This is a genomic window from Methylobacterium sp. Leaf102 (genome assembly GCF_001422425.1).
GTDB lineage: Bacteria > Pseudomonadota > Alphaproteobacteria > Rhizobiales > Beijerinckiaceae > Methylobacterium.
Genome location: NZ_LMMX01000001.1, coordinates 104,386 through 130,645 on the forward strand (window position 1 = coordinate 104,386; position 26,260 = coordinate 130,645).

Below are 26,260 nucleotides of genomic sequence, written 5' to 3' on the forward strand. Positions count from 1 at the left end.
GGGTCGCGCCTCCTTACTCGGCGGCGACGGACATGTGTCCGCCACGCTCGAAATCCTCGGGGAAATGGGTGATCGCGCTCATGACGGGCATTGGGGTGAGCCCGCCCATGGCGCAGAGCGACCCGTCGGTCATGACGTCGCAAAGGTCTGAAATGACGGCCAGATTGCGCTGCGTGTCCGTGCCGGCGATGACCTTGTCCATGGTCTCCACGCCGCGCGTCGCGCCGATGCGGCAGGGGGTGCACTTGCCGCAGGATTCCACCGCGCAGAACTCGAAGGCGAAGCGCGCCTGCTTGGCCATGTCCACGGTGTCGTCGAACACCACGATGCCGCCGTGGCCGACGAGGCCCTTCTTGGCCGCCATCGCCTCGTAATCGAGGGGCGTGTCGAGGAGGTGATCGGGAAAGTAAGCCCCGAGCGGGCCACCGACCTGAACCGCGCGCACCGGACGGCCGCTCTGCGTGCCGCCGCCGAAATCCTCGATGATCTCCCGGAGGGTGATGCCGAAGGCGTACTCGATGAGACCGCCATGCTTGATGTTGCCGGCGAGTTGGATCGCCAGCGTGCCGAGCGACCGGCCCATGCCGTATTCGGCATAGGCCTTGGCGCCGTGCTCGAGGATGTAGGGCACGGCCGTGAAGGTCATCACGTTGTTGACCAGTGTCGGCTGGCCGAGGAAGCCCTTGAGCGCCGGGATCGGCGGCTTGGCGCGGACGATGCCGCGACGGCCTTCGAGGCTCTCCAGCAGCGAGGTCTCTTCGCCGCAGATATAGGCGCCGGCGCCGAGGCGCACTTCGAGGTGGAAGGCTTTGCCGGAGCCCATGACGTCGGCACCGAGGAATCCGGCCTTCACCCCGTTGGCGATGGCTTCCTTCAGGGTCGCGAAGGCCTGCGGGTATTCCGAACGAAGGTAGATGTAGCCGCGCGTAGCGCCCGTCGCGATGCCCGCGATGGTCATGCCCTCGATGAGGTTGAAGGGGTCGCCCTCCATCATCATGCGATCGGCGAAGGTCCCGGAATCACCCTCGTCGGCGTTGCAGACCACGTATTTCTGGTCCGACGCGGCGAGCATCACCGTGTTCCACTTGATGCCGGCCGGGAAACCGGCGCCGCCGCGCCCGCGCAGGCCGGACTCGCGCACCTCGGCGACGATGCCGGCGGCATCGAGCTTCAGGGCCGCTTCCAGACCCCTGTAGCCACCGTGCGCCCGGTAATCCTCGACGGAGACTGGATCGACGACGCCGCAGCGCTGGAAGGTGAGGCGATGCTGGCGGGCGAGGTAGGGGATCTTCTCGGGGTCGCCGAGGCGCAGGGGATGCTCCCCGCCGTCGACCAGGCCGGCGTCGAGCAACGCATCGACATCCCCGGGGGTGACCGGACCGTAGGCGATGCGCCCGTCCGGCGTGCCGACCTCGACCATCGGCTCGAGCCACAGCATCCCACGAGATCCCGTGCGGACGATGGTGACATCGAGGCCCCGGCGCTCGGCACCGGCGAACAGGGCGCGGGCGACGCGGTTGGCCCCGAGTCCCAGGGCCACGGCATCGCGGGGAACGTAGAGGGTGATGCTCATGACTTCACCTCGGCGAGGGCCGATTCCAGGGAGTCGGCGGTGAGCCGGGCCAGGGGCTCGTCGTCCACGAGGGCGCCGGGGCCGTTGGCGCAGAGGCCGAGGCAGTAGACCGGCTCGACGGTGACCTGCCCATCCGAAGTTGTGCCGTGCCAATCGATCCCGAGGCGGGCGAGGATGTCGGCGTGGAGCTTGTCCGAGCCCATGGCCTGACAGGCCTCGGCCCGGCACAGCTTCACCTGATGCTTGCCCGACGGGGCGCGGCGGAAATCGTGGTAGAAGGTGATGCAGCCGTGGATCTCGGCGCGCGACAGGTTCAAGGCGTCGGCGATGAGCGGTACGGCCCCCTCGTCGACGTAGCCGAAGGTTTCCTGAAGGGCGTGCAAGATCGGAAGGGTCGCCCCTTCGAGATGAAGATGTTCGGCGATGATCCCGGCGGCGCGGGGCTCGCTCCAGGGCTCGTTCGGCAGCATTGTTCCACCCGGTTTATCTTGTTCTCGTTCCAAGGTGGTATATCACCGAGCTTGAATCAATCGCGCCTTTCCGTTGGTCGACAACAGATTTTTGTCAAAACTCGATTGTGCAACGCAAAAACTCATAGCGACGGCAGAGATCGCCGCGACGGCAAACCTCACAGAGAGGCAATATCCTGCGCGATGGTGGATGCGGCGGCGCGGGCCTCGACGATCAGGGCGGCGCAGAGCGGCGTCATCGGTTCGCGCTCGGGCACGACGAGGCCGATGAGGTGGCTGACGTCGGGCTCGACGATGGGCACGGCCCGTACCCGCTCGCTGAGGCGGAAGCTGTCGGCCAGCACTGCCGGCATGATGCTGGCCCACTTCGCGGTCCGGACATGGGTGAGCAGCACGATCATCGAGTTCGATTCGAGGAGCGGCGCCGAAACCCGCCCGACATTGGTGAGGTGCCGGTCGATGATCCGGCGGTTCTGCATGTCGGGGGTGAGGAGGCAGAGCGGGATGCGGGCCACCTCCTCCCATGTCACCGAGTCCCGGGCGCCGAACACGCCGTCCACCGCCGTGAGCAGCCGGTAGCGCTCGCGGTAGAGCGGCACGGCGGTGAGGCGTCCCAGCGGCTCGTTCTCCAGGTAGGTGATGCCGGCATCGATCTCGAGATCGGCGATGAGGCGGCCGATCTCGCCCGAGGTGGTGGAGTGCACGGAGAACCGTACCTCGGGGTGGCGCATCCGGAACGGCGTCGTCAGGGCTGCGACGATGGGCGTAGCCGTGGGGATCGCGGCGAGCCGCAGGGTCCCGGACAGGCCGCGCCGGAGGCTCGCCACCTCCTCCCGCATGGCACGGGCATCCCCGACGATGCGGCGCGCCCATTCGAGCACCCGCTCGCCCTCCGGGGTGAAGCCCTGGAAGCGTGAGCCGCGCTGGACCAGCATGACGCCGAGGCGTTCCTCGAGCTGCTTCACGCCGGCCGACAGGGTCTGCTGCGAGACGTTGCAGACCTGCGCGGCCCGGCCGAAATGACGCTCGCGGGCGAGAGCGAGGATGAATTCGAGGCGTTCGATCACGGACCGGCACGAACCTCCCTGACGACGGGACTCCCCTTTGGGGGAACGCGCGCATCGCGCGGGTCCGACCCGGCGTAACCCGCTGGAATGCCGCCGATGCGACGCTGTTGCGGTTGCGCCCCCACAATCCATGTGGTCTGACACGCCGATCGGCATTCAAGGTGGGCAAAATCCGCGGGATGCCGCAACACCCGCAGAACGCACTTGCGCTTTCGTCTAAATATAGCAAGAGGCGCGGGGACAATCGATCACGTCATGGGGAGCCGAGAGAGGCAGATGCGGACGACGCAGGCGCAACACCGGTCATCATGGGGGCTTGCCGCGCTTGGCGCCGTCCTCGTCTCGTCATCCTCCGCGTTGGCGGCGGGCATCGGTCAACCCGTGCCCTGGCAGATGGACCGTCAGGTCCCGGTCACCGAGAATGCACGGGACATCCACACGTTCGAGCAGGGCATGCACTGGCTCTCGTTCGGCATCTCGCTCTTCGTGCTGGCGCTGATCCTGTATTGCGTCTTCCGCTTCAGCGAGAAGGCGAACCCGACGCCCTCGAAGACCACCCACAACACACTCATCGAGGTGGCCTGGACCATCGTCCCGGTGCTGATCCTCGTCGCCGTCGCGATTCCCTCGTTCCGCCTGCTGCGCACGCAGCTCTCGGACCCGAAGGCCGACGTGCTGGTGAAGGTGATCGGCCACGCCTGGTACTGGTCCTACGAGTATCCGGCCGTGGAGAACGGCGGGGGCTTCACGTTCGACGCCAACCTCGACGAGGACAAGCAGCCCAAGCTGCTCGGCACCGACAACGACATGGTCGTGCCGGTGAACAAGATCGTGAAGATCCAGGTCACCGCTGCCGACGTGCTGCATTCCTGGGCGATCCCGTCCTTCGGCTTCAAGATCGACGCCATCCCCGGCCGCCTCAACCAGTTCTGGTTCAAGGCCGAGCGCGAGGGCACCTATCACGGTCAGTGCTCCGAGCTCTGCGGCGCCCGTCACGCCTACATGCCGATCACGGTCCAGGTCGTGAGCGACGAGGCGTACGCGAAGTGGCTCGCCGAGGGTAAGACGAAGTTCGCTCGGATCGACAACGACACCTCGAAGTTCGCTGCGGCCCGCTGACGGGTCCGGCCGGACCAGGCGCGAAAGGCGCCCGGTCCGGCCTCGTTTCATGAGATTCAAGAGAAACCTGGACTGAGGTCTATCCATGGCTAACGCCGCAGCACATTCGGGGCACCACGACGCCCACGCCCACGATCACAAGCCACCGTTCTTCTCCCGCTGGTTCCTGTCCACGAACCACAAGGACATCGGCACTCTCTATCTGCTGTTCGCCTTCTGCGCGGGCATCATCGGCGCGTTCCTCTCCTTCGGCATCCGCATGGAGATGGAGGAGCCCGGCCTCCAGTATTTCGCCAACCCCGGCACCTACAACGTGTTCGTGACCGGCCACGGCCTCATCATGGTGTTCTTCATGGTGATGCCCGCCCTCATCGGCGGCTTCGGCAACTGGTTCGTGCCCCTCATGATCGGCGCGCCCGACATGGCGTTCCCGCGCATGAACAACATCTCGTTCTGGCTGACGGTGGCGGGCTTCCTCAGCCTCGTCTGCTCGCTGTTCGTCGAGGGCGCTCCGGGCTCCAGCGGCGCCGGCACCGGCTGGACCGTCTACCCTCCGCTCTCCAGCGCCGGACATCCCGGCCCCGCCGTCGACTTCGCGATCTTCGCTCTCCACCTCTCGGGCGCCGGCTCGATCCTCGGCGCCATCAACTTCATCACCACGATCCTGAACATGCGCGCGCCGGGCATGACCCTGCACAAGATGCCGCTGTTCGCTTGGTCGATGCTGGTGACCGCGTTCCTGCTGCTCCTGTCGCTGCCGGTTCTCGCCGGCGCGATCACCATGCTGCTCACCGACCGCAACTTCGGCACGACCTTCTTCGATCCGGCCGGCGGCGGTGATCCGGTGCTCTACCAGCACCTGTTCTGGTTCTTCGGTCACCCCGAAGTGTACATCATGATCCTGCCGGCCTTCGGCATCGTCTCGCACATCATCTCGACCTTCTCGCGCAAGCCGGTGTTCGGATACCTCGCCATGGCCTACGCCATGGTGGCCATCGGCGTCGTCGGCTTCGTCGTGTGGGCACACCACATGTACACCGTCGGACTGTCGCTCCAGACCCAGTCCTACTTCGTGTTCGCCACCATGGTGATCGCGGTGCCCACCGGCGTGAAGATCTTCTCGTGGATCGCCACCATGTGGGGCGGGTCCATCCGCTTCACCGCCGCCATGCACTGGGCCGTCGGGTTCATCTTCCTGTTCACCGTCGGTGGCGTCACTGGCGTCGTGCTCGCGAACTCGGCCGTCGATAAGTACCTGCACGACACCTACTATGTCGTGGCGCACTTCCACTACGTGCTCTCGCTCGGCGCGGTGTTCATCATCTTCGCCGGTGTCTACTACTGGTTCCCGAAGATGACCGGCCACATCATCCCCGAATGGGCCGGCAAGCTGCACTTCTGGCTCGCCTTCATCGGCGCGAACGTACTGTTCTTCCCGATGCACTTCCTCGGTCTCGCCGGCATGCCGCGTCGCTATGCCGACTACCCGGAGGCGTTCGCCGGATGGCACAAGGTCTCGACCTGGGGCGGGCACATCTTCGCCCTCGGCATGGTGGTGTTCTTCATCGGCGTGGTTCTAGCGTTCCGCTCCAGCCGACGCGCCGCCGACAATCCCTGGGGTGAAGGTGCGACCACCCTCGAGTGGACGCTGTCGTCGCCGCCGCCCTTCCACCAGTTCGAGACGCTGCCCCGCATCGTCGACGAGCCGGGCCACTAAGAGAAAAGCCACAGCTTTTCGGATTGCGAGGACCGCGCCAGCGGTCCTCGCTCTTTCCCGGATGCCTTCCCACCGAACTCGCGGGCGGGCATCCCGAAAAGGGCGGCGCCAGGACGTCACACTCGATGACGGCGCGATCCGAAGCCCCATTCGCTACGACAAACTCAATCAGGTCCCCATGCAGGTCCCCATGACGAGCCTGTCGAACAGCCTATCCGCTGACGCCGAGCCGCAACCGGTCATCATGGCCGTCGGCGGCGAAGTCTCCGACTTCTTCGCCCTGTTGAAGCCCCGGGTGATGGTGCTGGTGATCTTCACCGCACTCGTCGGCATGGCGGTATCGAACGTCCACATCCAGCCGGTGGTGGGTACGATCTCGCTGCTCATGATCGCGGTTGGTGCCGGCGCCTCCGGCTGCCTCAACATGTGGTGGGATGCTGACATCGACGCGGTGATGACCCGGACGGCCAAGCGCCCGATTCCGGACGGGCGCATCCAGCCCAACGAAGCCCTGGCCTTCGGCATCGTCCTATCCGTCGGCTCGGTCCTTGTTCTCGGCCTCGCCTCGAACTGGCTCGCCGCCGGGCTCCTCGCCTTCACCATCGTGTTCTACGCGGTGTTCTATTCCATGTGGCTGAAGCGTGCGACGCCACAGAACATCGTCATCGGGGGTGCCGCAGGCGCCCTTCCCCCGGTCATCGGTCAGGCCGTCGTCACAGGCTCCGTCGGCATCGAGTCGATCGTCCTGTTCCTCATCATCTTCATCTGGACGCCGCCGCACTTCTGGGCGCTGGCCTTGATCAAGTCCGGCGAATACGCCAAGGCCGGCATCCCGATGATGCCGAACGTGGCCGGGCCGCAATCGACCCGCCGCCAGATCATCTACTACTCCCTCGTCCTGTTCCCCATCGGCCTCGCCCCGGTCTTCCTCGGCTTCGGTGGACTGCTCTACGGCGTGACGGCGCTGCTGGGTGGCCTCGGCATGCTGGCTTTCAGCGTTCACGTTTTCCGCAATCGGGAGGGCGAGGCAGAGCGCAAGGCGGCGCTCGGCATGTTCGGCTTCTCGATCCTCTACCTCTTCCTACTGTTCTCCGCCCTTCTGGCCGAGCACAGCCTTGGCCTGTTTCGGACGGTGATCGCGTGAGCGGCCTTCAGAACCAGCCGCGGCCGTTGACGCCGGAGGAGGCGCAGCGCCGGCGCAAGCGTTCCCTCGCCATCGCGGCCGTCCTCTTCACCCTCGTGGCGATCTTCTACGTTCTGACCATCGCGAAGCTCGGACCTCAGGTCCTCAATCGCGCGCTCTGACGCGTGGCGAGGGAGACACCATGACCGATCGCACGAATCCCTCCCGCAAGGCCGCCGTCACGGCGTTCGCCTGCGCGGGCCTCGCCTTCGGAATGATCGGCCTCGCCTTCGCGTCGGTGCCGCTCTACGACATGTTCTGCAAAGCAACGGGCTTCGACGGCACCCCGCGCAAGGGCATCGCTCAGGTGGCGGCCGCCACCGACGACGGCATGCTGGTCCGGTTCGATACCAACGTATCCTCCAGCCTGCCCTGGCGCTTCCAGGCCGAGGCCGCCGAAGTCACGGCCCGCCTGGGCGAAACCAAGACCGTTTTTTTCAAGGTGAAGAACACCGGCACCGTACCATCCACCGGCATCGCGACCTTCAACGTCCAGCCGGCGCTGATGGGCGCGTTCTTCGTCAAGATCGAGTGCTTCTGCTTCAATGAGCAGACCCTGCAGCCGGGCGAGACCATGGACTTCCCGGTGGTGTTCTACATCGATCCGGCCGTACGCCAGGATTCGAACACCGCGCACCTCTCGGAGATGACACTGTCCTACACCTACTTCGCGTCGAAGAACGGTCAGCCCACGGCCGCGCTTGCGACAACGGGCGGCACGGGAAAGAAGTCGAATTTCTGACGCAGCAAGCGTGACAAGAGCGCGCCCGGCCGATTAAGGGTCTGAGCGTGGAAGCCGGGCATCCGGTCGAGCCGAAACAATGAGAGAGCCCGGGGCCGTCACGGTCGGGGCCCAGGGGTCAGGAGAGACGTTAGATGGCCGAGGCGCACGCCAAGAACCACGATTTCCACATTCTCGCCCCGAGTCCGTGGCCGCTCATCGGCGCCTTCTCCGGCTTCCTGATGGCGTTCGGGGCCGTCTTCTGGATGAAGAGCCTCACCATCGGCACCCTCAGCCCGGGTCCGTACATCTTCGGTGCCGGCACCATCGGCGTGCTCTACACCATGTACGCCTGGTGGAAAGACGTGGTCCACGAGGCCAACACCGGCGATCACACCCGCGTGGTGCAGCTCCACCACCGCTACGGCATGATCATGTTCATCGCCTCGGAGGTGATGTTCTTCGCCGCGTGGTTCTGGGCCTATTTCGAGGCCGCGCTCTACACCGCCGACCCCATCCAATCGACCCGCGTCGATTTCACTGGCGGAACGTGGCCGCCCAAGGGCATCGAAGCCTTCGACCCTTGGCACCTGCCGCTTCTCAACACCCTGATCCTGCTGACCTCGGGCACGACCATCACGTGGGCGCACCACGCCCTGCTGCACAACGACCGCAAGGGCCTGAAGTATGGTCTGTGGCTGACGATCATCCTCGGCGTGCTGTTCTCGGCCTGTCAGGCCTACGAGTACGCCCACGCCCATTTCGGCTTCTCGGGCAGCATCTACTCGGCGACCTTCTTCATGGCGACGGGCTTCCACGGCTTCCACGTCATCATCGGCACCATCTTCCTCGCCATCTGCCTCTACCGTGCGTATCTCGGTCAGTTCACCGTGAAGCAGCACCTCGGTTTCGAGTTCGCCGCTTGGTACTGGCACTTCGTTGACGTGGTCTGGCTGTTCCTGTTCGCCTCGATCTACGTCTGGGGATCTGGCATCGGACACGCCGCCCACTGATCGTGAGCGGCCCTCGGCTGCATGGGAGATATGAAAGGGCGGCGCGAGCCGCCCTTTCGCGTGTCGAGACCAACTCCTATCCCCATATCCAAATCGAGCCGATGCTCACCCGGGCTCGAGGAGTACGAATCTTGGACGCTACGCGGCCGCTTCCCCCACCGATTCCCACAGGACTGCGCGGGCGCTGCCCGCGCTGTGGGGAAGGTCACATGTTCGACGGCTTCCTCACCTTCGCGCCGTCCTGCGAGGCCTGCGGTCTCGACTATTCCGGCTTCAATTCCGGCGATGGTCCGGCCTTCTTCGTCATGTCCATCGTCGGTACCATCGTGGTCGGCCTCGCCCTGTGGATGGAGATTTCCTACGAGCCGCCGATCTGGGTCCACGCCGTCGTCGCCGGGTCGCTCTCCATTGGTCTGAGCCTCGCCATCATTCGGCCTCTCAAGGGCGTGCTCGCGGCCCTTCAATTCGCCAACAAGGCCGAGCAGGGACGCTTTCGCTAGTGTCGGCCGTTCGACCTGGGGCCGTGCGAGCTCTGATCGCGCCCGGCCTCGTCTCGCTCGTTTGTCTCGCGATTCTCCTCGGCCTCGGCGTTTGGCAGCTCGATCGCAAGAGCCAGAAGGAAGCGCTCATCGGGCGCATCCTCGACCGGTCGCGCATCGAACCACCGGCGTCCTTGCCGGCGCCGGGCACGTGGAACCCAGAGGCCGACGAGTTTCGGCGAGTGCGGGTGACCGGCACGCTACTCAACGACCGCGAGACCCTCGTCCATGGCTTGGCCGCCGGCGCCGCACCCGGTCGCGCGCTCCAGGGCTATTATGTCCTGACGCCGCTACGGCGGTCCGAGGGCGATACGGTGCTGGTCAACCGCGGCTTCGTACCCACGGAACTGAAAGCGCCGACGAGCCGGACGGTCGGGCAGATCGCGGGCGAGACCACGATCACCGGTATCCTGCGGGGTTCCGAGCCGCGGACCATGTTCGTCCCCGCCCCCGATGCGGCGCGCAACGAGTGGTTCAACCGCGACATCGCCGGCATCAGCGCGGCAGCCGGGCTGGCGGCCCCTCTGCCCTATCTCGTCGAAGCCGACGCCACTCCCAATCCGGGCGGCTGGCCGAAGGGCGGTCAGTTGCGGGTCGACCTGCCGAACAACCATCTGCAATACGCCTTCACGTGGTTCGGCATCGCCGGCTGCCTCATCGGTGTCTTCGGTGTGTTCGCCTGGAAGCGCCTCTTCGACGCACCCGACCCTGCCTGACCGTTCTCCGTCGGCTTGCCGGCAACGGGGTGTGCGCTACTCTCTGGGAGGGCGGATCACGCCCTGGAGTGTGCCCATGCGCGCCGCGATCCTGTTGCTGACCCTCGGTTTGACGTGGAGCGCGGCGCACGCCGCCGATGAAGCTGGGCGCGAGGCTGCCCGCGCCACCGTCACCCGACAGATCGAGGCTTTCCGGAAGGACGATGCGGCGACGGCCTACGCCCAGGCTGCACCTGCGATCCAGGGGATGTTCCCCTCGCCCGACACCTTCCTCGCCATGGTGCGACAGGGCTACGCCGCCGTCTATCGCGCTCGAAGCTACAGCGTGGACCGGGTGGAGGATGTCGATGCCAACGGTGTCGCCCTCGGTGTGAAGCTGCAGGACGAGGCCGGCATCGACTGGGTGGCCCTCTACACCCTGGAGAAACAATCAGACGGTGCATGGCGCATCACGGGGTGCCAACTCAAGAAGGCGCCGGGCACCAGCACCTGAGGCGCATCAGGTTTCGACAGGCCGGACGGCTTGGTGTAGACGGGGCGCCTTCCTGGAGGCCCCTTTGCTTCACGTTTCGACCCGCGGCGCAGCGGCGCCCCTTTCCTTCTCCGACGCCTTGCTCGCCGGGCTTGCCCGCGACGGCGGTCTCTACGTGCCCGAGAGCTGGCCGCAACTGTCGCACGAAACCATCGCGGGGCTCGCGGGCCTGCGCTACGCCGATGCCGCCAAGATCGTCCTGCGCCCTCTGATCGATGGCGAGATCGCGGATGCCGATTTCGATCGGATGATCGAGGACTCGTACGCGACGTTCCGGCACCCGGCCGTGTGTCCGCTGACCCAGCTCGACGACAACCTATTCCTGCTCGAACTCTTCCATGGGCCGACGCTCGCGTTCAAGGACGTGGCGATGCAGCTCCTCGGGCGGCTCATGGACCATGTCCTGCGGGCGCGCGGGTCGCGGGCGACCATCGTCGGCGCCACCTCGGGCGACACCGGCTCGGCGGCCGTCGAAGCGTTCCGCGGCCTCGATCAGGTCGACATCTTCATCCTGTTTCCGGAGGGCCGCGTCTCGGAGGTCCAGCGTCGGCAGATGACGTCGGTCGGGGCGGACAACGTCCACGCCATCGCCATCGACGGCAATTTCGATGATTGCCAGAACATCGTCAAAGCCCTGTTCCAGCACGCCGAGTTCGCCGATGCGGTGAAGCTCTCGGGCGTGAATTCCATCAACTGGGCGCGGGTCGCCGCCCAGGCGGTGTATTATTTCACCAGCGCGGTCGCTCTCGGCGCACCGCATCGGCGGGTCTCGTTCGCCGTGCCCACGGGCAATTTCGGTGACATCCTGGCCGGCTGGGTCGCCAAGCGCATGGGCCTGCCCATCGATCGCCTGATGATCGGCACCAATGCCAACGACATCCTGGCACGGACCTTGGAGCACGGGTCCTATGAGGTCCGCGGAGTCCAGCCTACCACCTCGCCCTCCATGGACATCCAGATCTCTTCGAATTTCGAGCGTCTGCTGTTCGAGGCCCTCGGCCGGGATTCGTCCAGCCTCGGCCGGCTCATGGCCGGGCTGAAACAGTCGGGCGGGTTCAGCCTCGACGAGGCGGTCCTCGACACCGTGCGCGCCGAGTTCGACGCTACCGCCGTGCCCGAGGATGCCGTGAAGGCCGAGATCGCCCGGACCTTCGCCGAAACCGGTCACGTCATCGATCCGCACAGCGCCATCGGCGTCCATGCCGCCCGACGGCTCCTCGATAAGGATCCGCGCACGCCCGTCGTCGCCTTGGCGACCGCACACGCGGCGAAGTTCCCCGATGCCGTGTCCGAGGCCGTCGGCGGAGCGCGCCCTGCCCTGCCGCCGCATCTCGCCGACCTCCTCGACCGCGAGGAAAAATTCTCCCGCGTCGCCAACGATCAGGCGGCCGTGGAGAGCTTCATCCGCACCCACGCCCGCATCACCAAGGCCGGCTGAATTCCATGAACCAGCACTTCGCCACCCATGGCGCCTCCCCTGACCTGCGGATCACCCGCCTGGACAATGGAGTCACCGTCGTCACGGAGGCGATGCCGGGTGTCGCGACGGCGACCCTGGGCGTCTGGGTCGGCGCAGGCTCCCGGCACGAGCGGCCGGACGAGAGCGGGCTCAGCCATCTCATCGAGCACATGGCGTTCAAGGGCACGACCACGCGCTCGGCCCGGCGCATCGCCGAGGACATCGAGAACGTCGGTGGCGACATCAACGCCGCCACCTCCGCCGAGGGCACGAGCTACACCGCCCGCGTACTGGGCGAGGACGCCGGCGTGGCCCTCGACGTCATCGGCGATATTCTCACGGATTCGGTGTTCGAGGCCGGCGAGCTGGCGCGTGAGAAGGGCGTGATCCTTCAGGAACACGCCGCCATCGAGGATACCCCCGACGACGTAATCTACGAGGCCTTCACCGAGGCGGCCTTCCCCGATCAGCCCATGGGTCGGCCGATCATCGGGACGCCCGAGACGATCAACAGCTTCGACCGCGCCGGCATCGAAGCCTACATCGCGCGCGAGTACACCCCAGACCGCATCGTGCTCGCGGCTGCCGGTGCGATCGCGCACGACGCCATCGTCGAATCGGCGCGGGCCCATTTCGGGGATCTCAAGGCTGCGACGCCCCCCGAGACGGTCCCGGGTGTCTACAAGGGCGGCGAGAAGCGGATCCAGAAGAAGCTCGAGCAGGCCAACGTGGTCCTCGGCCTGCCGGGCCTCTCGTTCCGCGATCCCGGCTACTACGCCCTGCATATGTTCGCTCAAGTGCTCGGCGGCGGCCTGACCTCGCGCCTGTGGCACGAGGTCCGCGAGACGCGGGGCCTCGCCTACGAGATTCAGGCGTTCCACTGGTCCTTCTACGATTGCGGGTTGTTCGGCATCGGCGCCGGCACCTCGGGCGGCGATCTCGGCCAACTGATCGACGTGACCCTGGAGGCCACAACCCGGGCGGCCCGCGACGCCGACACCGTCGAGGTCGCCCGCGCCAAGGCACAGCTCAAGGTCGCCCTGCTGTCGGCCCTCGAAACACCGGGGGGCCGCATCGAGCGCAATGCCCGCCAGATCCTAGCCTGGGGCCGGGTGATTCCGGCGCAGGAGGTCATCGCCAAGGTCGATGCCGTGACCGTCGATGATGTGCGGGCTGCCGGCAGAAGGCTTCTCACCGGCGCCCCGACCCTCGCCGCCATCGGCCCGATCAAGAAGCTGCCGTCCCTCGAGCGGATCACGGCGGCCTTGAGCGCGGCCTAAGGATTTCGCGGTCGGCTTGTTTTGGCCGCAAAGGAACGTGATCCAGCGGGTCCGGCGTCACGGTTGAGAAACAGTGGGTGCCTCCGCTTCGGCGAGCACTCCGCCTTGCCGGTGGAGGTCGCCGCCGATACGACTGGGCACCCTAGCTGAGCCGTATTCGTCACACTCGCCCGCCCGGCCGGAACACTCGCCCGTTGCGTCAAATCCTCCTCGTCTTCGCCGCCGTCTTCACGGCCCTGTTCGGCGCCCTGGTCTTCAGCGCGCCGGCGCGCGCCGTCGAGGCCGTGCGGGTCACCCTCGATGCGCCGGCCATCGACCTCACGACGATGATCGAGCGCTACCGCTCGGACGGCGACCTCATCCAGATTTCCACGGCCCCGGGTAAGGACGGCATCGTCCGCCGCATCGTCGTCAAGGCGCGCGACACGGGTGCACGCCCCGACTGGATGGTGTTCGCGCTCACCAACGACACCGACGAGCAGATCGACCGGGTCCTCGTCGCCCCGCATTTCCGTCTCGTCGGGTCCGGGGTGATCTGGCCCGATCTCGGTGGCTCGCGCATCGCCGCGATCACGGCGAGCCAGGGTATCCGCCCGGAGCGCGACGAGAACCCGGAAGCCGACCAGTTCGTCATCACCCTCGATCCCGGCGCCACCGTCACTTATGTGGCCGAGTTGCGTGGACCGAACATCCCCCAGGTCTACCTCTGGGACCAGGAAGCCTACCGGAAGAAGTCCACCGGCCTGACCCTCTACAAAGGGATCATCATCGGCATCGCCGGCCTGCTGGCTCTGTTTCTAACGATCATCTTCGTGGTCAAGGGCGCGATCATCTTCCCGGCCGCCGCAGCGCTGGCGTGGTCTGTGCTCGCCTACGCGTGCATCGATTTCGGGTTCCTGCAGCGCATTCTCCCCGTCACCGAGGTGGCGGAGCGAATTTATCGTGCGTCGGCCGAGGCGGTGCTGGGCGCCACCCTGCTGGTCTTCCTATTCGCCTATCTCAACCTCAGCCGATGGCACGTGCGCTACAGCCACGTGGCGTTCTTCTGGCTCGCGTTCCTCGCGGGCCTCGTCGCGCTCGCGGTGTTCGATCCGCCCGTGGCCGCGGGCGTCGCCCGCATCTCCATCGCGGCGGTGGCCGGCGTCGGCCTGCTCCTCATCGTCTATCTCGCCGCCCATAACGGCTATGACCGGGCGATCCTGCTGATCCCGACATGGTTCCTTCTTCTTGTGTGGGTGGTGGCGGCGGGGTTCGCCATCACCGGCCAGATCGGTTCCGATCTCGTGCAGCCTGCCCTCATCGGTGGTCTCGTCCTTATCGTCATGCTCATCGGGTTCACGGTGATGCAGCACGCCTTCGCCGGGGGTGGCCTCACCCACGCCCTCGTGTCCGACACCGAGCGTCGAGCGCTGGCGCTGACCGGCGCAGGGGACGTGGTGTTCGACTGGGATGTACCCGGCGACCGGGTCTTCGCCGGTCAGGAGATGGAGGGGCAACTCGGCCTGAAGCGGGGAACCCTCGAAGGTCCGGCGGTGAACTGGCTCGCCCTGGTGCATCCCTTCGACGTGGAGCGCTACTCGGCCGCCCTCGATACGGTCATCGAGGAACGGCGCGGCCGCATCGTCCACGATTTCCGCCTGCGCTCCACGGCCGGGCCGTACTACTGGTATCGCCTGAAGGCGCGCCCCGTGATCGGCACCGACGGCGAGGTGGTGCGCATCGTCGGCACCATCGCGGACGTCACCGAGGTGAAGACCGCCGAGGAACGCCTGCTGCACGATGCCGTGCACGACAGCCTCACGGGACTGCCCAATCGCGAACTGTTCCACGACCGACTCGACGCGGCACTCGCTTTTGCCAGCCAGGATGCGCGTCTGAAGCCGACGACCATCGTTCTCGACATCGACCGGTTCAAGGCCATCAACGACGCGATTGGTCTCTCGGCCGGCGACTCGATCCTGCTGACCCTGTCGCGTCGCCTCGGCCGGCTCCTCCGCCCGCAGGACACCCTGGCCCGGGTGGCGGGCGACGAATTCGCCCTCATCCTGCTGTCGGAACGCGATCCCGACCGTATCCTTTCGTTCGCCGAGATGATCCGCAAGGCCATCGCCACGCCCATCACCTACGCCGATCGCGAGATCTTCCTCACGGTGTCCGTGGGCATCGTCCTGCACGAGGTCGGAGCCACCCTGAAACGCGAGGAGGTGTTCAAGAACGCCGAGATCGCCATGATCCAGGCCAAGCGCGGCGGCGGCGACCGCATCGAGGTGTTCCGCGCCGATATGCGCAACGAGCGCGGCGACCGCCTGATGCTCGAAGGGGACCTGCGCCGGTCCCTCGAACGCAACGAGATGAAAGTGCTGTTCCAGCCCATCGTCCGGCTGGAGGACCGCACCGTCGCGGGTTTCGAGACGCTCCTGCGCTGGGACCATCCGAGACTCGGCCGTATCCCGGCGTCCACCTTCATGCCGGTGGCCGAGGAATGCGGCTTCGTGGTCAACCTCGGAATTTTCGCCCTGGAGCGCACGGCCCTCGAACTCGCCGCCTGGCAACGTTCCCTCGACGTCGAACCGCCGATCTTCGCCACCGTCAACATGTCGTCGCGTCAGTTGCTGCGCCACGATCTCCTGCACGACGTGAAGACGATCCTGGCGCGTTCCGGCGTGCTGCCGGGGTCTCTCAAGCTCGAGCTCGCCGAGAGCCTGGTGATGGAGAATCCGGAATACGCGGCGCAGATGCTCGCCCGCATCCATGATCTGGGCGCCGGCCTGTCGCTGGATGATTTCGGGACGGGCTACTCCGCCCTGTCGTACCTCCAGCGCTTTCCGTTCGACACGATCAAGATCGACCAATCCTTCGTTCGCCAGATCGCGACGGGACGCACGGGGATCCTTCGTTCCATCGTCAAGATGGCGCAGGAACTCGGCCTCGCCATCGTGGCCGAGGGTGCGGAATCGGAAGCCGATGCGCAGGCGCTGGCGGAACTCGGCTGCGAGTACGCTCAGGGCTTCGCCTTCGGAGAGCCCATGTCGATGCTCCAGGCTCGACAGCTCCTTGGAGCGGCCCCGGAAGCCGCCTGAGACCGCCCGGTCGATCGACACGCCGAATGGCTTCGTCGAGACGGCGCGTCACGCAGGGTCGGTCGAACGCCACACGTCTGCTCGGGTCGGGACGAGTTCGTCCGCCGCCTCGGTAGAACGCCCCATCGCGTGAATGTCTTGGATCGGCTTAAACCTCCCTTAACCATGATCCGGCATCGTTCTCGATGACGAAAGGCCAGATTCGAGTGGCCGTGCGAGAGGGAATTGCGTGATGGCCGAGGCCGCACTCCGGACCGACGAAGGTTTCGACTCCACCATCGTGCGGCGCCTGATGGCCCGGCCGCTTCGACTCGTCGAGACCCCCATGGCCGAGGTCGTCACGCTTCACCCGGGCGCCGCGGCCCCCGAGAATCGCGCGCAGGCCTCCGAGGAGGTTGCTCACCTGAAGGCCCAGCTCCTCGTCATGAAGGCGGTTCTACGCTCGGAACGCGACGAGGCCGCCCACCTGCGGGCCTGCATCGCGACCATCGCCGACCCGGAGCCGCTGACGCCCGAGGCCCAGGCCGTGCGCGACCGCTGGGCCGCCCTCGTCGACCAGCTCCTGCACACCGCACGATAGCCGCCCCTCCGCGACGCGCGACGCGCCGCCCTGCCCCGTTCGAGGGATACTGATGAGCGCCCGCTGCTCCCTCGTGGTCAACGGCAGGTCCGTGCGTGTTTCCACGGGTGATACGCCCCTGGAAGCCGCCCTGGCCGACGGGATGATCGCCGCGCAACCCGGTCTCCTGGGCCAGGGGTCCGGCCCCCTCCCCCGGCGTGCACAGGCACGCAGCCACCGCTCGGACGCCGTCAAGCTCACCCTGCCCCGCCCCAGCCTCATCGAGCGGTCCGAGACGGTCGCTGCCCCGGTGAAGCCTGTTCCTGCGCAAAAGCGCGCCGGAACGGTCACGCAGATCACCCCACTCGGGCCACACACCCTCGAAGTCGTGGTGACGATCACCAAGCGGCTCGCCTTCGAACCGGGCCATGGCGTGGTGGCCACCTTCGAGGGCTTCGATCCCGTCACCCTCAGTCCGACCCTGCGCGTCGACGGCGCGGCGGAACTCAACGAACTCGTCTTTCACCTTCGCCTCACCGGAGACCGCGCGGCCCTGCCCGACGCGTTCGGCGACGGCATCCGGCTCGACCATCCGGTGAAGATCAAAGGGCCCGTCGGCCGGGGCTACTACCGGCCCGGTGGCGGCCGCCTCGTCCTCGTCGCCGCCGAGACCGGATTCGCTCCGATCTGGTCCATTGCGCGGGCCGCGCGGTACATCGAGCCGGCGCGCGAGGTGGCGATCCATGTCGGTGCCCGCGACCCCCTCGACCTCTACATGCGGCCCTCCCTGGATTGGCTGCGTGCCACGGGCGTCGGCCGCGTCGTGCTCGTCGCCGACCGCAGCCGCCAGCGCCCGCCCGACGTGCGACCCGGCCCCCTGACGGCGCATCTGCCGTCGCTGCGCACCACCGATGTGGTCCATGTCGCGGGAGATGCCTCGACCGTCGGCGCCGTGGAAGTCCTGGCGGCGGCGGCCGGCGCGCGTTGCTATCCGATCCTGCTCGACCCCATCCCCTGACACGGAAAAACTGGCTTCTCGTGACGAGAGCCCGGTTGAGATCGTTCAGGCGCTGTGAGAGCTGTACCCGACCACGTTGGGTCGGGACGCAGCGCGAGGCTCTTGCTTGGCCATGCTCTTCGACGAACCGGCATCCACTTCGGCGGAGAGCGCTCCGGTGGGGCCGAACCCCTATTCGGGTCCGACCTGACGCACGGCCCCGCGCGCGGCGCTGGTGGCGAACATCGCATAGGCCCGCAGAGCCGTGGTGATCCGGCGCTTGCGTGGCTCGGCCGGCTTCCACCCGGCGGCGTCCTGTGCGGCTCGGCGAGCGACGAGTTCAGCCTCGTCAACGGCGAGATGAATGCTGCGTCCCGGAATGTCGATCTCGATGCGGTCGCCGTCGCGCACGAGGCCGATGAGGCCGCCCTCCGCCGCTTCCGGCGAGACGTGTCCGATGGACAGGCCGGACGAGCCACCGGAGAACCGCCCATCGGTGACCAAGGCGCAGGCTTTGCCGAGGCCCTTCGATTTCAGGTAGCTCGTCGGGTACAGCATCTCCTGCATGCCGGGACCGCCACGGGGACCTTCATAGCGGATCAAGACGACTTCGCCGGCCTTCACCCGCCCGTTGAGGATGGCGTCGACCGACGCGTCCTGGCTCTCGAACACCCGGGCGATGCCGGTGAAGGTGAGGATCGAGGCGTCGACACCCGCCGTCTTCACGATGCAGCCGTCGACGGCGAGGTTTCCGTAAAGCACGGCGAGACCGCCATCCTGCGAATAGGCATGCGCCGCCGCGCGGATGACGCCGCCCTCGCGGTCGAGGTCGAGGTCCTCCCAGCGCGCCGCCTGGCTGAAGGCGACCTGGGTCGGCACACCGCCCGGCGCGGCGCGGTAGAACTCGGACACCGTGGTACTGGCCGTGCGACGCACGTCCCAGCGGTCGAGGGCTTGAGCCAGTGTGCCGGCGTGCACGCTCCCGGCCTGCGCATCGATGAGGCCGGCGCGGTCGAGTTCACCGAGGATCGCCATGATGCCACCCGCCCGGTGCACGTCCTCCATGTGGACCTCGGCCACCGCCGGGGCGACCTTGCACAGCACGGGTACGCGCCGTGAGAGCCGGTCGATGTCCGCCATGGTGAACGGCACCTCCGCCTCGTGGGCGGCGGCCAGCAGATGCAGCACCGTGTTGGTGGAGCCGCCCATGGCGATGTCGAGGGTCATGGCGTTCTCGAAAGCCGAGAAGCCCGCGACCGCGCGGGGCAGCACGCTGGCGTCGTCGCCCTCGTAGTAGCGCTTGGCGAGATCGACGATGAGGTGGCCGGCCTCGACGAACAGACGGCGGCGGTCTGCATGGGTCGCCAGCACCGAGCCGTTGCCGGGCAGGGACAGACCGAGGGCCTCGGTCAGGCAGTTCATCGAATTGGCCGTGAACATGCCCGAGCACGAGCCGCAGGTCGGACAGGCCGCGCGCTCGATGGCGGCCACATCCTCGTCGGACACTCGGTCGTCGGCCGCCGCCACCATGGCGTCGACGAGGTCGAGCTTCTTGATCACGCCCTTGAGCTGGACCTTCCCGGCCTCCATGGGACCGCCGGACACGAACACCGCCGGGATGTTGAGGCGCAAAGCCGCCATCAGCATCCCGGGTGTGATCTTGTCGCAATTGGAGATGCACACCATCGCGTCGGCGCAGTGGGCGTTGACCATGTACTCGACGGAATCGGCGATGAGTTCGCGCGAGGGGAGCGAGTACAGCATCCCGTCATGGCCCATGGCGATGCCGTCATCGACCGCGATGGTGTTGAATTCCTTGGCGACGCCGCCGGCCGCCTCGATCTCCCGGGCCACGAGCTGGCCGAGATCCTTCAGGTGGACATGGCCGGGCACGAACTGAGTGAAGGAGTTCACCACGGCGATGATCGGTTTGCCGAAATCGCCGTCCTTCATACCGGTCGCACGCCACAGGCCGCGGGCGCCGGCCATGTTGCGGCCATGGGTGGTGGTGCGGGAACGGTAGGCGGGCATCGCATCTCTCACGGTTCGCCGCGCTTTTGCGGGCGGGAGGCGATGCGTGGCAAGGGCCTTTTCGCAGGTCTTGGGGTTCGGCCCCCGTGGAGTGTTATCGCATCAGGCCGCGCGGGCCCGCAGGCCGGCGCCATTGCCGAACGCGCGGGCGTAGAGCGAGGCGTAGGTGGTCGCGGCCTCGTCCCAGCCGAAGGTGCGCGACATGGCGGTGCGGCGCATGGCGTTGAGGCGCTTCTTCTGACCGAAGGTGTCGAGGGCCCGCCGAATGGCGCCGGAGAAACCGCGCGCCGACGCATCGCCGAAGGTGAAGCCGGTCACGCCGTCCTCGACGGTGTCGGCGAGACCGCCGGTACGATGGACGATGGGAAGCGAGCCGAAACGCTGGGCGTACATCTGAGCCAGACCGCAGGGCTCGAAGCGCGACGGCATCAGCAGGAAGTCGCTGCCGGCGAACATTCGGCGGGCATCCTGCTCGTTGAACCCGACATGGACACCGACGGCGTCGGGATGGCGGCGGGAGAGATCGCGCAGGGCCCCCTCGAACCGGCTCTCGCCCTGCCCGATGACCACGAGCTGGCCGCCCTCCGCCACGATGGTGTCGGCGGCCGCCAGGCTGAGGTCGATGCCCTTCTGGTGAACGAGGCGCGAAACGATGGCGAAGAGCGGTCCGCGTGAGACGGCCAGGCCGAACTGGCGGCGGACGGTCTCCGCATTGGCGCGCTTGCCCTTCCAGTCGTCGGCCTCGAAGCGGGTGGCGAGGTACGGATCCGTGCGCGGGTCCCAACTCTCGTCGATGCCGTTGAGGATACCGGCCAGCCGCCCCTGGGACGCGCGGGTGCGCAGCAACCCGTCGAGGCCGCAGCCGGCGTCCGGCGTCGTGATCTCGCGGGCGTAGGTGTCGCTCACTGTCGTGACGTGGGAGGCGTAGTAGATGCCGGCCTTGAGGAAGGAGAGCTGCCCGTAGAACTCGACGCCGTCCATCTGGAAGGCGTGGTCCGGGACGCCGAGACGGCCGAGGGATTCGTGCGGGAACAGGCCCTGGTAGGCGAGGTTGTGCACCGTGAGGATGCTCGGCACCCGCACTCCGGACCAGGCGAGGTAGGCCGGGGCGAGGGCCGCCTGCCAGTCGTTGAGGTGGAGAAGGTCGGCGGCCCAGGCCGGATCGACGCCACGAGCGATCTCGGCGGCGGCGAGACTCAGGCGGGCGAAGCGGATGTCGTTGTCGGCGAAATCGCCCTGCCCGTCGCCGTAGGGCGTGCCGTCGCGCTGGTAGAGTTCGGGGCTGAGGACGACGTAGATCTGGAGGCCGTCGGCGCTCTCGACCAGGCCGAGTTCGCAGGGCGGCACACCGGCATGGCCGGGCAACTGCGCGACGACGGGGATGTGGTCGAAGCGATCCACCACCTGACGGTAGCCGGGGATGAGGACGCGGATGTCGTAGTGCCGCCGCAGGGCCCGCGGCAGGGACGCCGCGACTTCGCCGAGACCGCCGGTCTTCACGAAATCCGCCATCTCGGGCGTGGCGAACAGGATGCGGGGCTGATGCAGCGGAGGGATCGTCTGGCCGAGAAGGCCACGGGCGGAGGCGGAGTGAGCAGTCGCCGCAGACGTCATTTTATCCTTGCCGCTCCGGGCACCTTGGACGTGCAGGGCGAAACAACCCGTGGCTGACGTCGGCATCGTGAACGCCCCGATTGGTAAATGGTTCCGTTGCGATGCACAATCCAAGCCACGATTTCGGTTACGAATTCCTTGCTTTTGGTGCGGCGCAAACGGTCGCAGCCCGTCGAATTCAGGGTCGGTTCAGGACGATGGCCGCGACCGAATGCCGAAGGCCCGGCGCGAAGGCGAGGCAAACGACGGATCAGGTTTCGGCAATCCAGGCGCGCAGACCGCTCAGCGTATGGAAGGCATCGGCCGAGCGAACGGCGAGCTGCGGCGCTTGTGTCCGCATCATGTCCGCCAGGGCGTGGCCCGGACCGAGTTCGAGGCTCCGTTCGGCGCCGCGCTCGACCACGGCATCGAGGCAGGCAGTCCAATCGACGAAGGTCGCGACCTGTCGGGCGAGCGCACCGCGGAATCGTCCGGCGTCGAAGATCGGCGTGCCATCCGTGCCGTTCAGGAGGATCCGGCCTGTGATGGGCCGGCGCACGGGTACGGGGGCGAGCTGCGCATGGAACGGGTCCACGGCCCGTTCGAGCAGGGCCGTGTGCGAGGCGACCCCGACGTGCAACCGGCTCGCCCGCGCCGCGCCCATCCGCGCGGCTTCGGCGCACAGGGCATCGAGAGCGTCACCCATGCCGCCGACCACGAACAGGTCCGCGGGGTTGCGGATGGCGATTGCGCAGGCATGACGCGCCACGAGAGGATCGAGGGTCGCACGCGGCAGGCCACGGATGGCGGCGAGCCCCTGGCCGGGGCGGCTCGCCGCGTCCATGGCCTCGGCCCGCGCAGCGGTGAGGCCGAGGACTTGCTCCGGCGTCCAGATTCCGGCAACGCCCCAAGCCGCCATCTCGCCGACGCTGTAGCCGGCGACGACACAGCGCCGTGGGAGAATGTCGGCGACGCACTCTGCCAGGGCCAGGGCGGCAGTGACGCACAGGATCTGCCCGATGCGGTTGGCGTAGAGTTCCGCTGGATCGGCCTGCGCCACGAGGCTGCGCGGATCGCACCCGAGATACGCGGCGGCATGGGCGAAGATCGGCGCGGCGGCGGGGGCATCCGCCGTCAAGGCGAACAGATCGGGCGATTGCAGCCCCTGACCGGAGCAGAGCAGGGCCAACGTCATGGCCCCACCCCGTCGAGGAACAAGGTCATGGCGAGGAGATCGGCGCAGCCGCCCGGACTGAGGTTGCGGCGCGTGAAGGCGATGTGCAGCGCCTGTGCCCGCGCCCGCCAGTCGGCAGATGCGATGCCGCCGGCCGCGAGAAACGCGCGGGCGGCCCCCTGCACGTAGGCGAGGCCCGCGGCACCACCGCGATGCAGAAGGTTCGTGTCCTCCACGCCGGCCATGAGGGCGAGGCAGAGCTGCACCCGCACGGCTTCCGGGTCATCGGATCGTATGGCCTCGGCTTCGCGCAGAGCCGGGAGTCCGAGGGCGTAGAGGGTCGGAAACCCGAGCGCTGCCTCGCGTCGCGCACCGCCGGCCCGGTATTGTCGCAAGGCGACGGAACCGTGGCTGTAGAGGGGGACGGGACCGTTCGCGATGGCGGCGCCCCAACGGTCGGCGACGAGACGCCCGAGGCGTCGGCGATCGCCAGAGGCGTCGCGGAATCCGGCCGCGGCCACGAGGAGGCCCAGACCGAAGATCGCGCCGCGATGGGTGTTCACCCCGCCTGTGGCCGCGAGCATCGCCGCCTCGGCCGCGAGACCGATGGCCCTCAGGGTGTCCATGCCGGCGCCCCGCCCGCCGGCCTCTGCGAGATCGGCGAAGTACGGCTCCAGGGTGTCGGCGCTGCGGTTCAGCAGGGCCGCATCCATGTCCGCATGGGCGCCCGGATCGACGTGGCTGACGAGGCCCGGCTTCGGGTAGGTGGCGACCTCGAGGCGCAGGCAGGACACGGCCGTTGCGGCGAGCGCGTCAGCCGGTGTGGAGAGCGCCGACACCCGCGCGGCGCTCAGCATCCGGCACCCGCGAGGAAATCGGAGCGGGCGACGAGGCTCACGCCGCGGGCATCCTTCGCCAGAATCTCGGGCATCCCCTCGGCGAGTTCGCGCCAGTGCACGGCCATCCCGTTGGCTCCGAGGCACTCGCCGTCGATCCGCATGGGGGCCTCGCTGGCGATGGTCGAGAGACCGGCGAGGAGCGCCTCGGGCGCCCCGTCGAGGCGCCACAGCAGATCGATGTCGGACGTCGGCGACAGGTAGGAAAGGCCCGTGAGGTGCTGCCAGGCGAGGCCGCCGAAAGTCCGTGCCTCGGGGTCGAGATCGAGAAGGCGTCGCAGGGTCGGTTGCCACTCGGGCGGCGCCGCGGGCGCGGCCTCGGCAAGACGGGGCGGAGGTGCGATGGCACGGAGCGCGGACGCCTCCAGCACGAAGGACAGACGTCGTTTGCCCTGAGCGGGTGGCAGGGGCAGCCCCAGGGGAATACCCGCCTCGCCGCCGGCGGGACGCCGGACGACCAGGGGCCAGTTCCGTTCAGCCCAGTCGGCGACGTAGGGCAGGCCATCGTACTCGGGCCGCCGCATGAGGAGCGTGCGCCAGGCGGCGGGGGCGACCCGGACCATCTGATGGCGCCCGAGCGCCTCAGGCATGGTCCGCGACGCGCGCCGCAACCCGCTCGGCGATGGCGGCAGCCCGAGTCCGACCGCCGCGCTCCCACCCGAGACGGTCGCGACAATCGCCAGAGGCCTGTGGCGCTGCAAGGCAAGCCTCCAACTGCTCGGCCAGGGATCTCCGCGGGTCCCAGGTCTCGTGGATCGCCCCCGTCTGGACGAGATTGTCGAGGCCCGGGGCGAACACCGCGGTCGCACGGGCCTTCTCGGTGAGAACGTCGAGGGAGAGTTTCGTGACCCGGGCCATGGAGGGCAGGTCCATCACCTCCGGGTGGGCGCCCGGCAGGGCGACGAGGTGGCCGGTGGCCAGCGCCGTGGCGATGAAGGCCCCGGCGGCGCTGCGGCCGTAGAGCAGGCCGAGGGTCCGGTGCCCCTCCGCCTCGGCGAGCATCAGTGCCTTGGCGAGGTGGGCGAGGTACTCGTTGAGACCGAGGAGCTCGTCCCGCCGGCTCATGCGCTGACTGGACGAATCGACGGGCATCAGGATCGGCGCACCGTCGCCGGAGCGGGCGATGGCGAGGACCCGCCCCGCCAGGGTCAAGGCTCCCTCGATGCCGAGGGGTGTGCCCTCGGCCAGGCCGAGCACATGGACGGGCTTGCCGCCGGCGCGCCGCCCGGTGCCGAGGATGAGCCCATCGGCGACAGCCACATCATGGCCGTCCGGAAACAGTCCGGCGAGGATCTCAGCGAGCGTCATCGGCACTCTCCCGGCAGGTGGCGATGGCGTGGAACGCCTGCGTGGACAGGCCCGGAACGCCGGGTGCGTCCTTGACCCCGAGAATCGACCAGACCGCGACCGCATCACTGGCGGTACCGAAGCGGACGAGCCGCCGCTCAAGCCGCGCCTGCTCGGCGTCGAGGGTCGCGAGATCGAGGCGGTCGGGCTTTGCCAGGATCGCCTGCACCGCCGCGCGAAACGCGCCCGGCCCGTCGTCGACGAAAGCGTCCGCGCCACCGAGGAGGTAGCGGTGCTTACCCCCCATGGTGCGCCAGACCAGTGCGCGATCGCGGGAATCGAACTCCTCGACGCCCCGATTGGTCTCGATCACCTCCGGGCCCGTGACGCTGATGCGTCCTTGTTCGGTGACGATGAGGGCCGAGCAACAGCCGGCGATGAGCCCGCCGCCGCCGTAGCAACCCGAACGCCCACCGACGAGGCCGACCACGCGCGATCCGGAACCACGCGCTTCGATCAGGGCCCGCATGATCTCCGCGATGGCCGTCTCGCCTGCATTGGCTTCCTGCAGGCGCACGCCGCCGGTGTCGAACAGGATGAGCACATCGCGGCGGAGAGCCTTGGCGGCGCGGAGCAGGCCTACGAGCTTGGCCCCGTGAACCTCCCCCACGGCCCCGCCCATGAAACGTCCCTCCTGGGCGGCGACCAGAACCTCGGTGCCGTCGAGGGTCGCGCTTCCCACGATCATGCCGTCGTCGAACTGCTCGGGCAGGTCGAACAGGGCGAGATGCGGGCTCGTCGCCCGTTCCTCGGGACCGACGACCTCGTGAAAACTGCCGGGATCGACGAGGGCGGCGACGCGCTGGCGGGCGCTGCCCTCGTACCAGCTCAAGGCCTCCGGCTCGAAGGGGCGAGGCGCGGCGGCGGGGTTCACGGCATGTCTCCGGCAATGAGCCGTGCGCCCTGGGCGAGGCGCAGGGCGACGGTGTCGGGCCGGGCGCCCCCGTCGTTGATGGCGATGCGCAGGCCTCCCGCACCGCGACGGGCGACGAAATCCGCCACCACGGCGGTCCAGACTTCGCCGAAGCCATGGGCGGCCGTGGCGATCTCGATGGTGCACCGGTCGGGCGCGAGCACCCGCTCCAGCAGCACTTCCAGATTACCGGAGGCGACGATCCCGACGAGGGCCTGGGGCTTGGTGCCCCCGGCGGGGATCGGCGCGTCGAGGGTGTAGCTGAGGCGTTCCATGCTTCA

25 protein-coding genes are annotated in these 26,260 nt (G+C 67.8%); 14 read left to right on the plus strand and 11 right to left on the minus strand.

All coding sequences use genetic code 11. The features are described 5' to 3' along the window. Window positions 1–13: 13 nt before the first annotated feature. The 3 genes from ASF27_RS00430 to ASF27_RS00440 all read right to left on the minus strand — a co-directional run bounded on the left by ASF27_RS00430 (window position 14) and on the right by ASF27_RS00440 (window position 3,110). Window positions 14–1,573 carry a formate dehydrogenase beta subunit gene (locus ASF27_RS00430; protein ID WP_056171662.1) on the minus strand — a complete coding sequence of 520 codons (1,560 nt, stop codon included), beginning with the start codon at window positions 1,571–1,573 and terminating at the stop codon, window positions 14–16. Further along, window positions 1,570–2,043 (minus strand): formate dehydrogenase subunit gamma, encoded by a 474-nt coding sequence (locus tag ASF27_RS00435; RefSeq protein ID WP_056171665.1) that lies wholly within the window; start codon window positions 2,041–2,043, stop codon window positions 1,570–1,572. Before ASF27_RS00435 ends, ASF27_RS00430 begins: the two co-directional genes overlap by 4 nt. Before the next feature lie 158 nt (window positions 2,044–2,201). After that, window positions 2,202–3,110 carry a LysR family transcriptional regulator gene (locus ASF27_RS00440; protein WP_056171667.1) on the minus strand — a complete coding sequence of 303 codons (909 nt, stop codon included), beginning with the start codon at window positions 3,108–3,110 and terminating at the stop codon, window positions 2,202–2,204. A 276-nt stretch (window positions 3,111–3,386) separates the two neighbouring features. Here ASF27_RS00440 and coxB point away from each other — a divergent pair, with 276 nt between their 5' ends. From coxB to ASF27_RS00510, 14 genes are all read left to right on the plus strand, one after another. Further along, on the plus strand, window positions 3,387–4,229 hold the full coding sequence (gene coxB / locus ASF27_RS00445) for a cytochrome c oxidase subunit II (RefSeq protein ID WP_056171669.1): 843 nt from the start codon (window positions 3,387–3,389) through the stop codon (window positions 4,227–4,229). Window positions 4,230–4,314: 85 nt separating this feature from the next. Further along, window positions 4,315–5,946, plus strand: coding sequence for a cytochrome c oxidase subunit I (gene ctaD / locus ASF27_RS00450; protein WP_056171670.1), 1,632 nt, complete (start codon window positions 4,315–4,317; stop codon window positions 5,944–5,946). A 190-nt stretch (window positions 5,947–6,136) separates the two neighbouring features. Next, window positions 6,137–7,090: a heme o synthase gene (locus ASF27_RS00455; protein ID WP_056172166.1), complete on the plus strand. Its 954-nt coding sequence runs from the start codon at window positions 6,137–6,139 to the stop codon at window positions 7,088–7,090. Continuing rightward, window positions 7,087–7,251, plus strand: a complete 165-nt coding sequence (locus tag ASF27_RS22620) for a hypothetical protein (protein ID WP_056171672.1) — start codon at window positions 7,087–7,089, stop codon at window positions 7,249–7,251. Before ASF27_RS00455 ends, ASF27_RS22620 begins: the two co-directional genes overlap by 4 nt. A gap of 20 nt (window positions 7,252–7,271) precedes the next feature. Next, entirely contained in the window at window positions 7,272–7,871 is a 600-nt protein-coding gene (locus ASF27_RS00465) for a cytochrome c oxidase assembly protein (protein ID WP_056171674.1), read from the plus strand. A gap of 134 nt (window positions 7,872–8,005) precedes the next feature. Beyond that, the gene (locus ASF27_RS00470) at window positions 8,006–8,863 is read left to right on the plus strand and encodes a cytochrome c oxidase subunit 3 (protein ID WP_056356923.1); all 858 of its coding nucleotides are present in this window, start codon (window positions 8,006–8,008) and stop codon (window positions 8,861–8,863) included. Between the two features lie 101 nt (window positions 8,864–8,964). Beyond that, window positions 8,965–9,363 carry a DUF983 domain-containing protein gene (locus tag ASF27_RS00475; RefSeq protein ID WP_056172168.1) on the plus strand — a complete coding sequence of 133 codons (399 nt, stop codon included), beginning with the start codon at window positions 8,965–8,967 and terminating at the stop codon, window positions 9,361–9,363. Window positions 9,364–9,386: 23 nt separating this feature from the next. Further along, window positions 9,387–10,118 carry an SURF1 family protein gene (locus ASF27_RS00480; protein WP_244474307.1) on the plus strand — a complete coding sequence of 244 codons (732 nt, stop codon included), beginning with the start codon at window positions 9,387–9,389 and terminating at the stop codon, window positions 10,116–10,118. A 76-nt stretch (window positions 10,119–10,194) separates the two neighbouring features. Further along, window positions 10,195–10,611, plus strand: a complete 417-nt coding sequence (locus ASF27_RS00485; RefSeq protein ID WP_056265892.1) for a DUF4864 domain-containing protein — start codon at window positions 10,195–10,197, stop codon at window positions 10,609–10,611. 64 nt (window positions 10,612–10,675) lie between these two features. Next, window positions 10,676–12,088: a threonine synthase gene (gene thrC, locus ASF27_RS00490; RefSeq protein WP_056302621.1), complete on the plus strand. Its 1,413-nt coding sequence runs from the start codon at window positions 10,676–10,678 to the stop codon at window positions 12,086–12,088. 5 nt (window positions 12,089–12,093) lie between these two features. Beyond that, complete coding sequence (locus tag ASF27_RS00495; protein ID WP_056356927.1) at window positions 12,094–13,389, plus strand: pitrilysin family protein; 1,296 nt, start codon at window positions 12,094–12,096, stop codon at window positions 13,387–13,389. Window positions 13,390–13,583: 194 nt separating this feature from the next. Continuing rightward, complete coding sequence (locus ASF27_RS00500; protein WP_056171684.1) at window positions 13,584–16,469, plus strand: sensor domain-containing phosphodiesterase; 2,886 nt, start codon at window positions 13,584–13,586, stop codon at window positions 16,467–16,469. A 232-nt stretch (window positions 16,470–16,701) separates the two neighbouring features. Beyond that, window positions 16,702–17,049 carry a hypothetical protein gene (locus tag ASF27_RS00505; RefSeq protein ID WP_056171686.1) on the plus strand — a complete coding sequence of 116 codons (348 nt, stop codon included), beginning with the start codon at window positions 16,702–16,704 and terminating at the stop codon, window positions 17,047–17,049. Between the two features lie 52 nt (window positions 17,050–17,101). Continuing rightward, window positions 17,102–18,046: a hypothetical protein gene (locus tag ASF27_RS00510; protein WP_056265904.1), complete on the plus strand. Its 945-nt coding sequence runs from the start codon at window positions 17,102–17,104 to the stop codon at window positions 18,044–18,046. A 171-nt stretch (window positions 18,047–18,217) separates the two neighbouring features. Here ASF27_RS00510 and ilvD read toward each other — a convergent pair whose 3' ends face one another. The 8 genes from ilvD to mdcC all read right to left on the minus strand — a co-directional run bounded on the left by ilvD (window position 18,218) and on the right by mdcC (window position 26,254). Beyond that, window positions 18,218–20,056: a dihydroxy-acid dehydratase gene (ilvD, locus tag ASF27_RS00515; RefSeq protein ID WP_056356929.1), complete on the minus strand. Its 1,839-nt coding sequence runs from the start codon at window positions 20,054–20,056 to the stop codon at window positions 18,218–18,220. A 102-nt stretch (window positions 20,057–20,158) separates the two neighbouring features. Then, window positions 20,159–21,670, minus strand: coding sequence for a glycogen synthase GlgA (gene glgA, locus ASF27_RS00520; RefSeq protein WP_056171691.1), 1,512 nt, complete (start codon window positions 21,668–21,670; stop codon window positions 20,159–20,161). Window positions 21,671–21,920: 250 nt separating this feature from the next. Then, window positions 21,921–22,844 (minus strand): acyltransferase domain-containing protein, encoded by a 924-nt coding sequence (locus ASF27_RS00525; RefSeq protein ID WP_056356931.1) that lies wholly within the window; start codon window positions 22,842–22,844, stop codon window positions 21,921–21,923. Further along, complete coding sequence (mdcB, locus tag ASF27_RS00530) at window positions 22,841–23,680, minus strand: triphosphoribosyl-dephospho-CoA synthase MdcB (protein WP_056356933.1); 840 nt, start codon at window positions 23,678–23,680, stop codon at window positions 22,841–22,843. The genes ASF27_RS00525 and mdcB overlap by 4 nt, the downstream gene beginning before the upstream one ends. Beyond that, window positions 23,674–24,309, minus strand: coding sequence for a malonate decarboxylase holo-[acyl-carrier-protein] synthase (gene mdcG / locus ASF27_RS00535; RefSeq protein ID WP_056356937.1), 636 nt, complete (start codon window positions 24,307–24,309; stop codon window positions 23,674–23,676). The genes mdcB and mdcG overlap by 7 nt, the downstream gene beginning before the upstream one ends. Further along, window positions 24,302–25,027, minus strand: a complete 726-nt coding sequence (locus tag ASF27_RS00540; protein ID WP_056302635.1) for a biotin-independent malonate decarboxylase subunit gamma — start codon at window positions 25,025–25,027, stop codon at window positions 24,302–24,304. The genes mdcG and ASF27_RS00540 overlap by 8 nt, the downstream gene beginning before the upstream one ends. Further along, window positions 25,014–25,940, minus strand: coding sequence for a biotin-independent malonate decarboxylase subunit beta (locus ASF27_RS00545; protein ID WP_056356940.1), 927 nt, complete (start codon window positions 25,938–25,940; stop codon window positions 25,014–25,016). The genes ASF27_RS00540 and ASF27_RS00545 overlap by 14 nt, the downstream gene beginning before the upstream one ends. Beyond that, on the minus strand, window positions 25,937–26,254 hold the full coding sequence (gene mdcC / locus ASF27_RS00550) for a malonate decarboxylase acyl carrier protein (RefSeq protein ID WP_056356942.1): 318 nt from the start codon (window positions 26,252–26,254) through the stop codon (window positions 25,937–25,939). Before mdcC ends, ASF27_RS00545 begins: the two co-directional genes overlap by 4 nt. Between the last annotated feature and the right edge of the window lie 6 nt (window positions 26,255–26,260).

Excerpts from the sequence above, each read along its gene's own strand:
- ASF27_RS00430 (WP_056171662.1), bottom strand. The coding sequence starts at position 1,573 with ATGAGCATCACCCTCTACGTTCCCCGCGATGCCGTGGCCCTGGGACTC.
- ASF27_RS00435 (WP_056171665.1), bottom strand. The coding sequence starts at position 2,043 with ATGCTGCCGAACGAGCCCTGGAGCGAGCCCCGCGCCGCCGGGATCATC.
- coxB (WP_056171669.1), top strand. The coding sequence starts at position 3,387 with ATGCGGACGACGCAGGCGCAACACCGGTCATCATGGGGGCTTGCCGCG.
- ctaD (WP_056171670.1), top strand. The coding sequence starts at position 4,315 with ATGGCTAACGCCGCAGCACATTCGGGGCACCACGACGCCCACGCCCAC.
- ASF27_RS00455 (WP_056172166.1), top strand. The coding sequence starts at position 6,137 with ATGACGAGCCTGTCGAACAGCCTATCCGCTGACGCCGAGCCGCAACCG.
- ASF27_RS00465 (WP_056171674.1), top strand. The coding sequence starts at position 7,272 with ATGACCGATCGCACGAATCCCTCCCGCAAGGCCGCCGTCACGGCGTTC.
- ASF27_RS00470 (WP_056356923.1), top strand. The coding sequence starts at position 8,006 with ATGGCCGAGGCGCACGCCAAGAACCACGATTTCCACATTCTCGCCCCG.
- ASF27_RS00475 (WP_056172168.1), top strand. The coding sequence starts at position 8,965 with ATGCTCACCCGGGCTCGAGGAGTACGAATCTTGGACGCTACGCGGCCG.
- ASF27_RS00485 (WP_056265892.1), top strand. The coding sequence starts at position 10,195 with ATGCGCGCCGCGATCCTGTTGCTGACCCTCGGTTTGACGTGGAGCGCG.
- ASF27_RS00495 (WP_056356927.1), top strand. The coding sequence starts at position 12,094 with ATGAACCAGCACTTCGCCACCCATGGCGCCTCCCCTGACCTGCGGATC.
- ASF27_RS00505 (WP_056171686.1), top strand. The coding sequence starts at position 16,702 with ATGGCCGAGGCCGCACTCCGGACCGACGAAGGTTTCGACTCCACCATC.
- ASF27_RS00510 (WP_056265904.1), top strand. The coding sequence starts at position 17,102 with ATGAGCGCCCGCTGCTCCCTCGTGGTCAACGGCAGGTCCGTGCGTGTT.
- ilvD (WP_056356929.1), bottom strand. The coding sequence starts at position 20,056 with ATGCCCGCCTACCGTTCCCGCACCACCACCCATGGCCGCAACATGGCC.
- glgA (WP_056171691.1), bottom strand. The coding sequence starts at position 21,670 with ATGACGTCTGCGGCGACTGCTCACTCCGCCTCCGCCCGTGGCCTTCTC.
- ASF27_RS00525 (WP_056356931.1), bottom strand. The coding sequence starts at position 22,844 with ATGACGTTGGCCCTGCTCTGCTCCGGTCAGGGGCTGCAATCGCCCGAT.
- mdcB (WP_056356933.1), bottom strand. The coding sequence starts at position 23,680 with ATGCTGAGCGCCGCGCGGGTGTCGGCGCTCTCCACACCGGCTGACGCG.
- mdcG (WP_056356937.1), bottom strand. The coding sequence starts at position 24,309 with ATGCCTGAGGCGCTCGGGCGCCATCAGATGGTCCGGGTCGCCCCCGCC.
- ASF27_RS00540 (WP_056302635.1), bottom strand. The coding sequence starts at position 25,027 with ATGACGCTCGCTGAGATCCTCGCCGGACTGTTTCCGGACGGCCATGAT.
- mdcC (WP_056356942.1), bottom strand. The coding sequence starts at position 26,254 with ATGGAACGCCTCAGCTACACCCTCGACGCGCCGATCCCCGCCGGGGGC.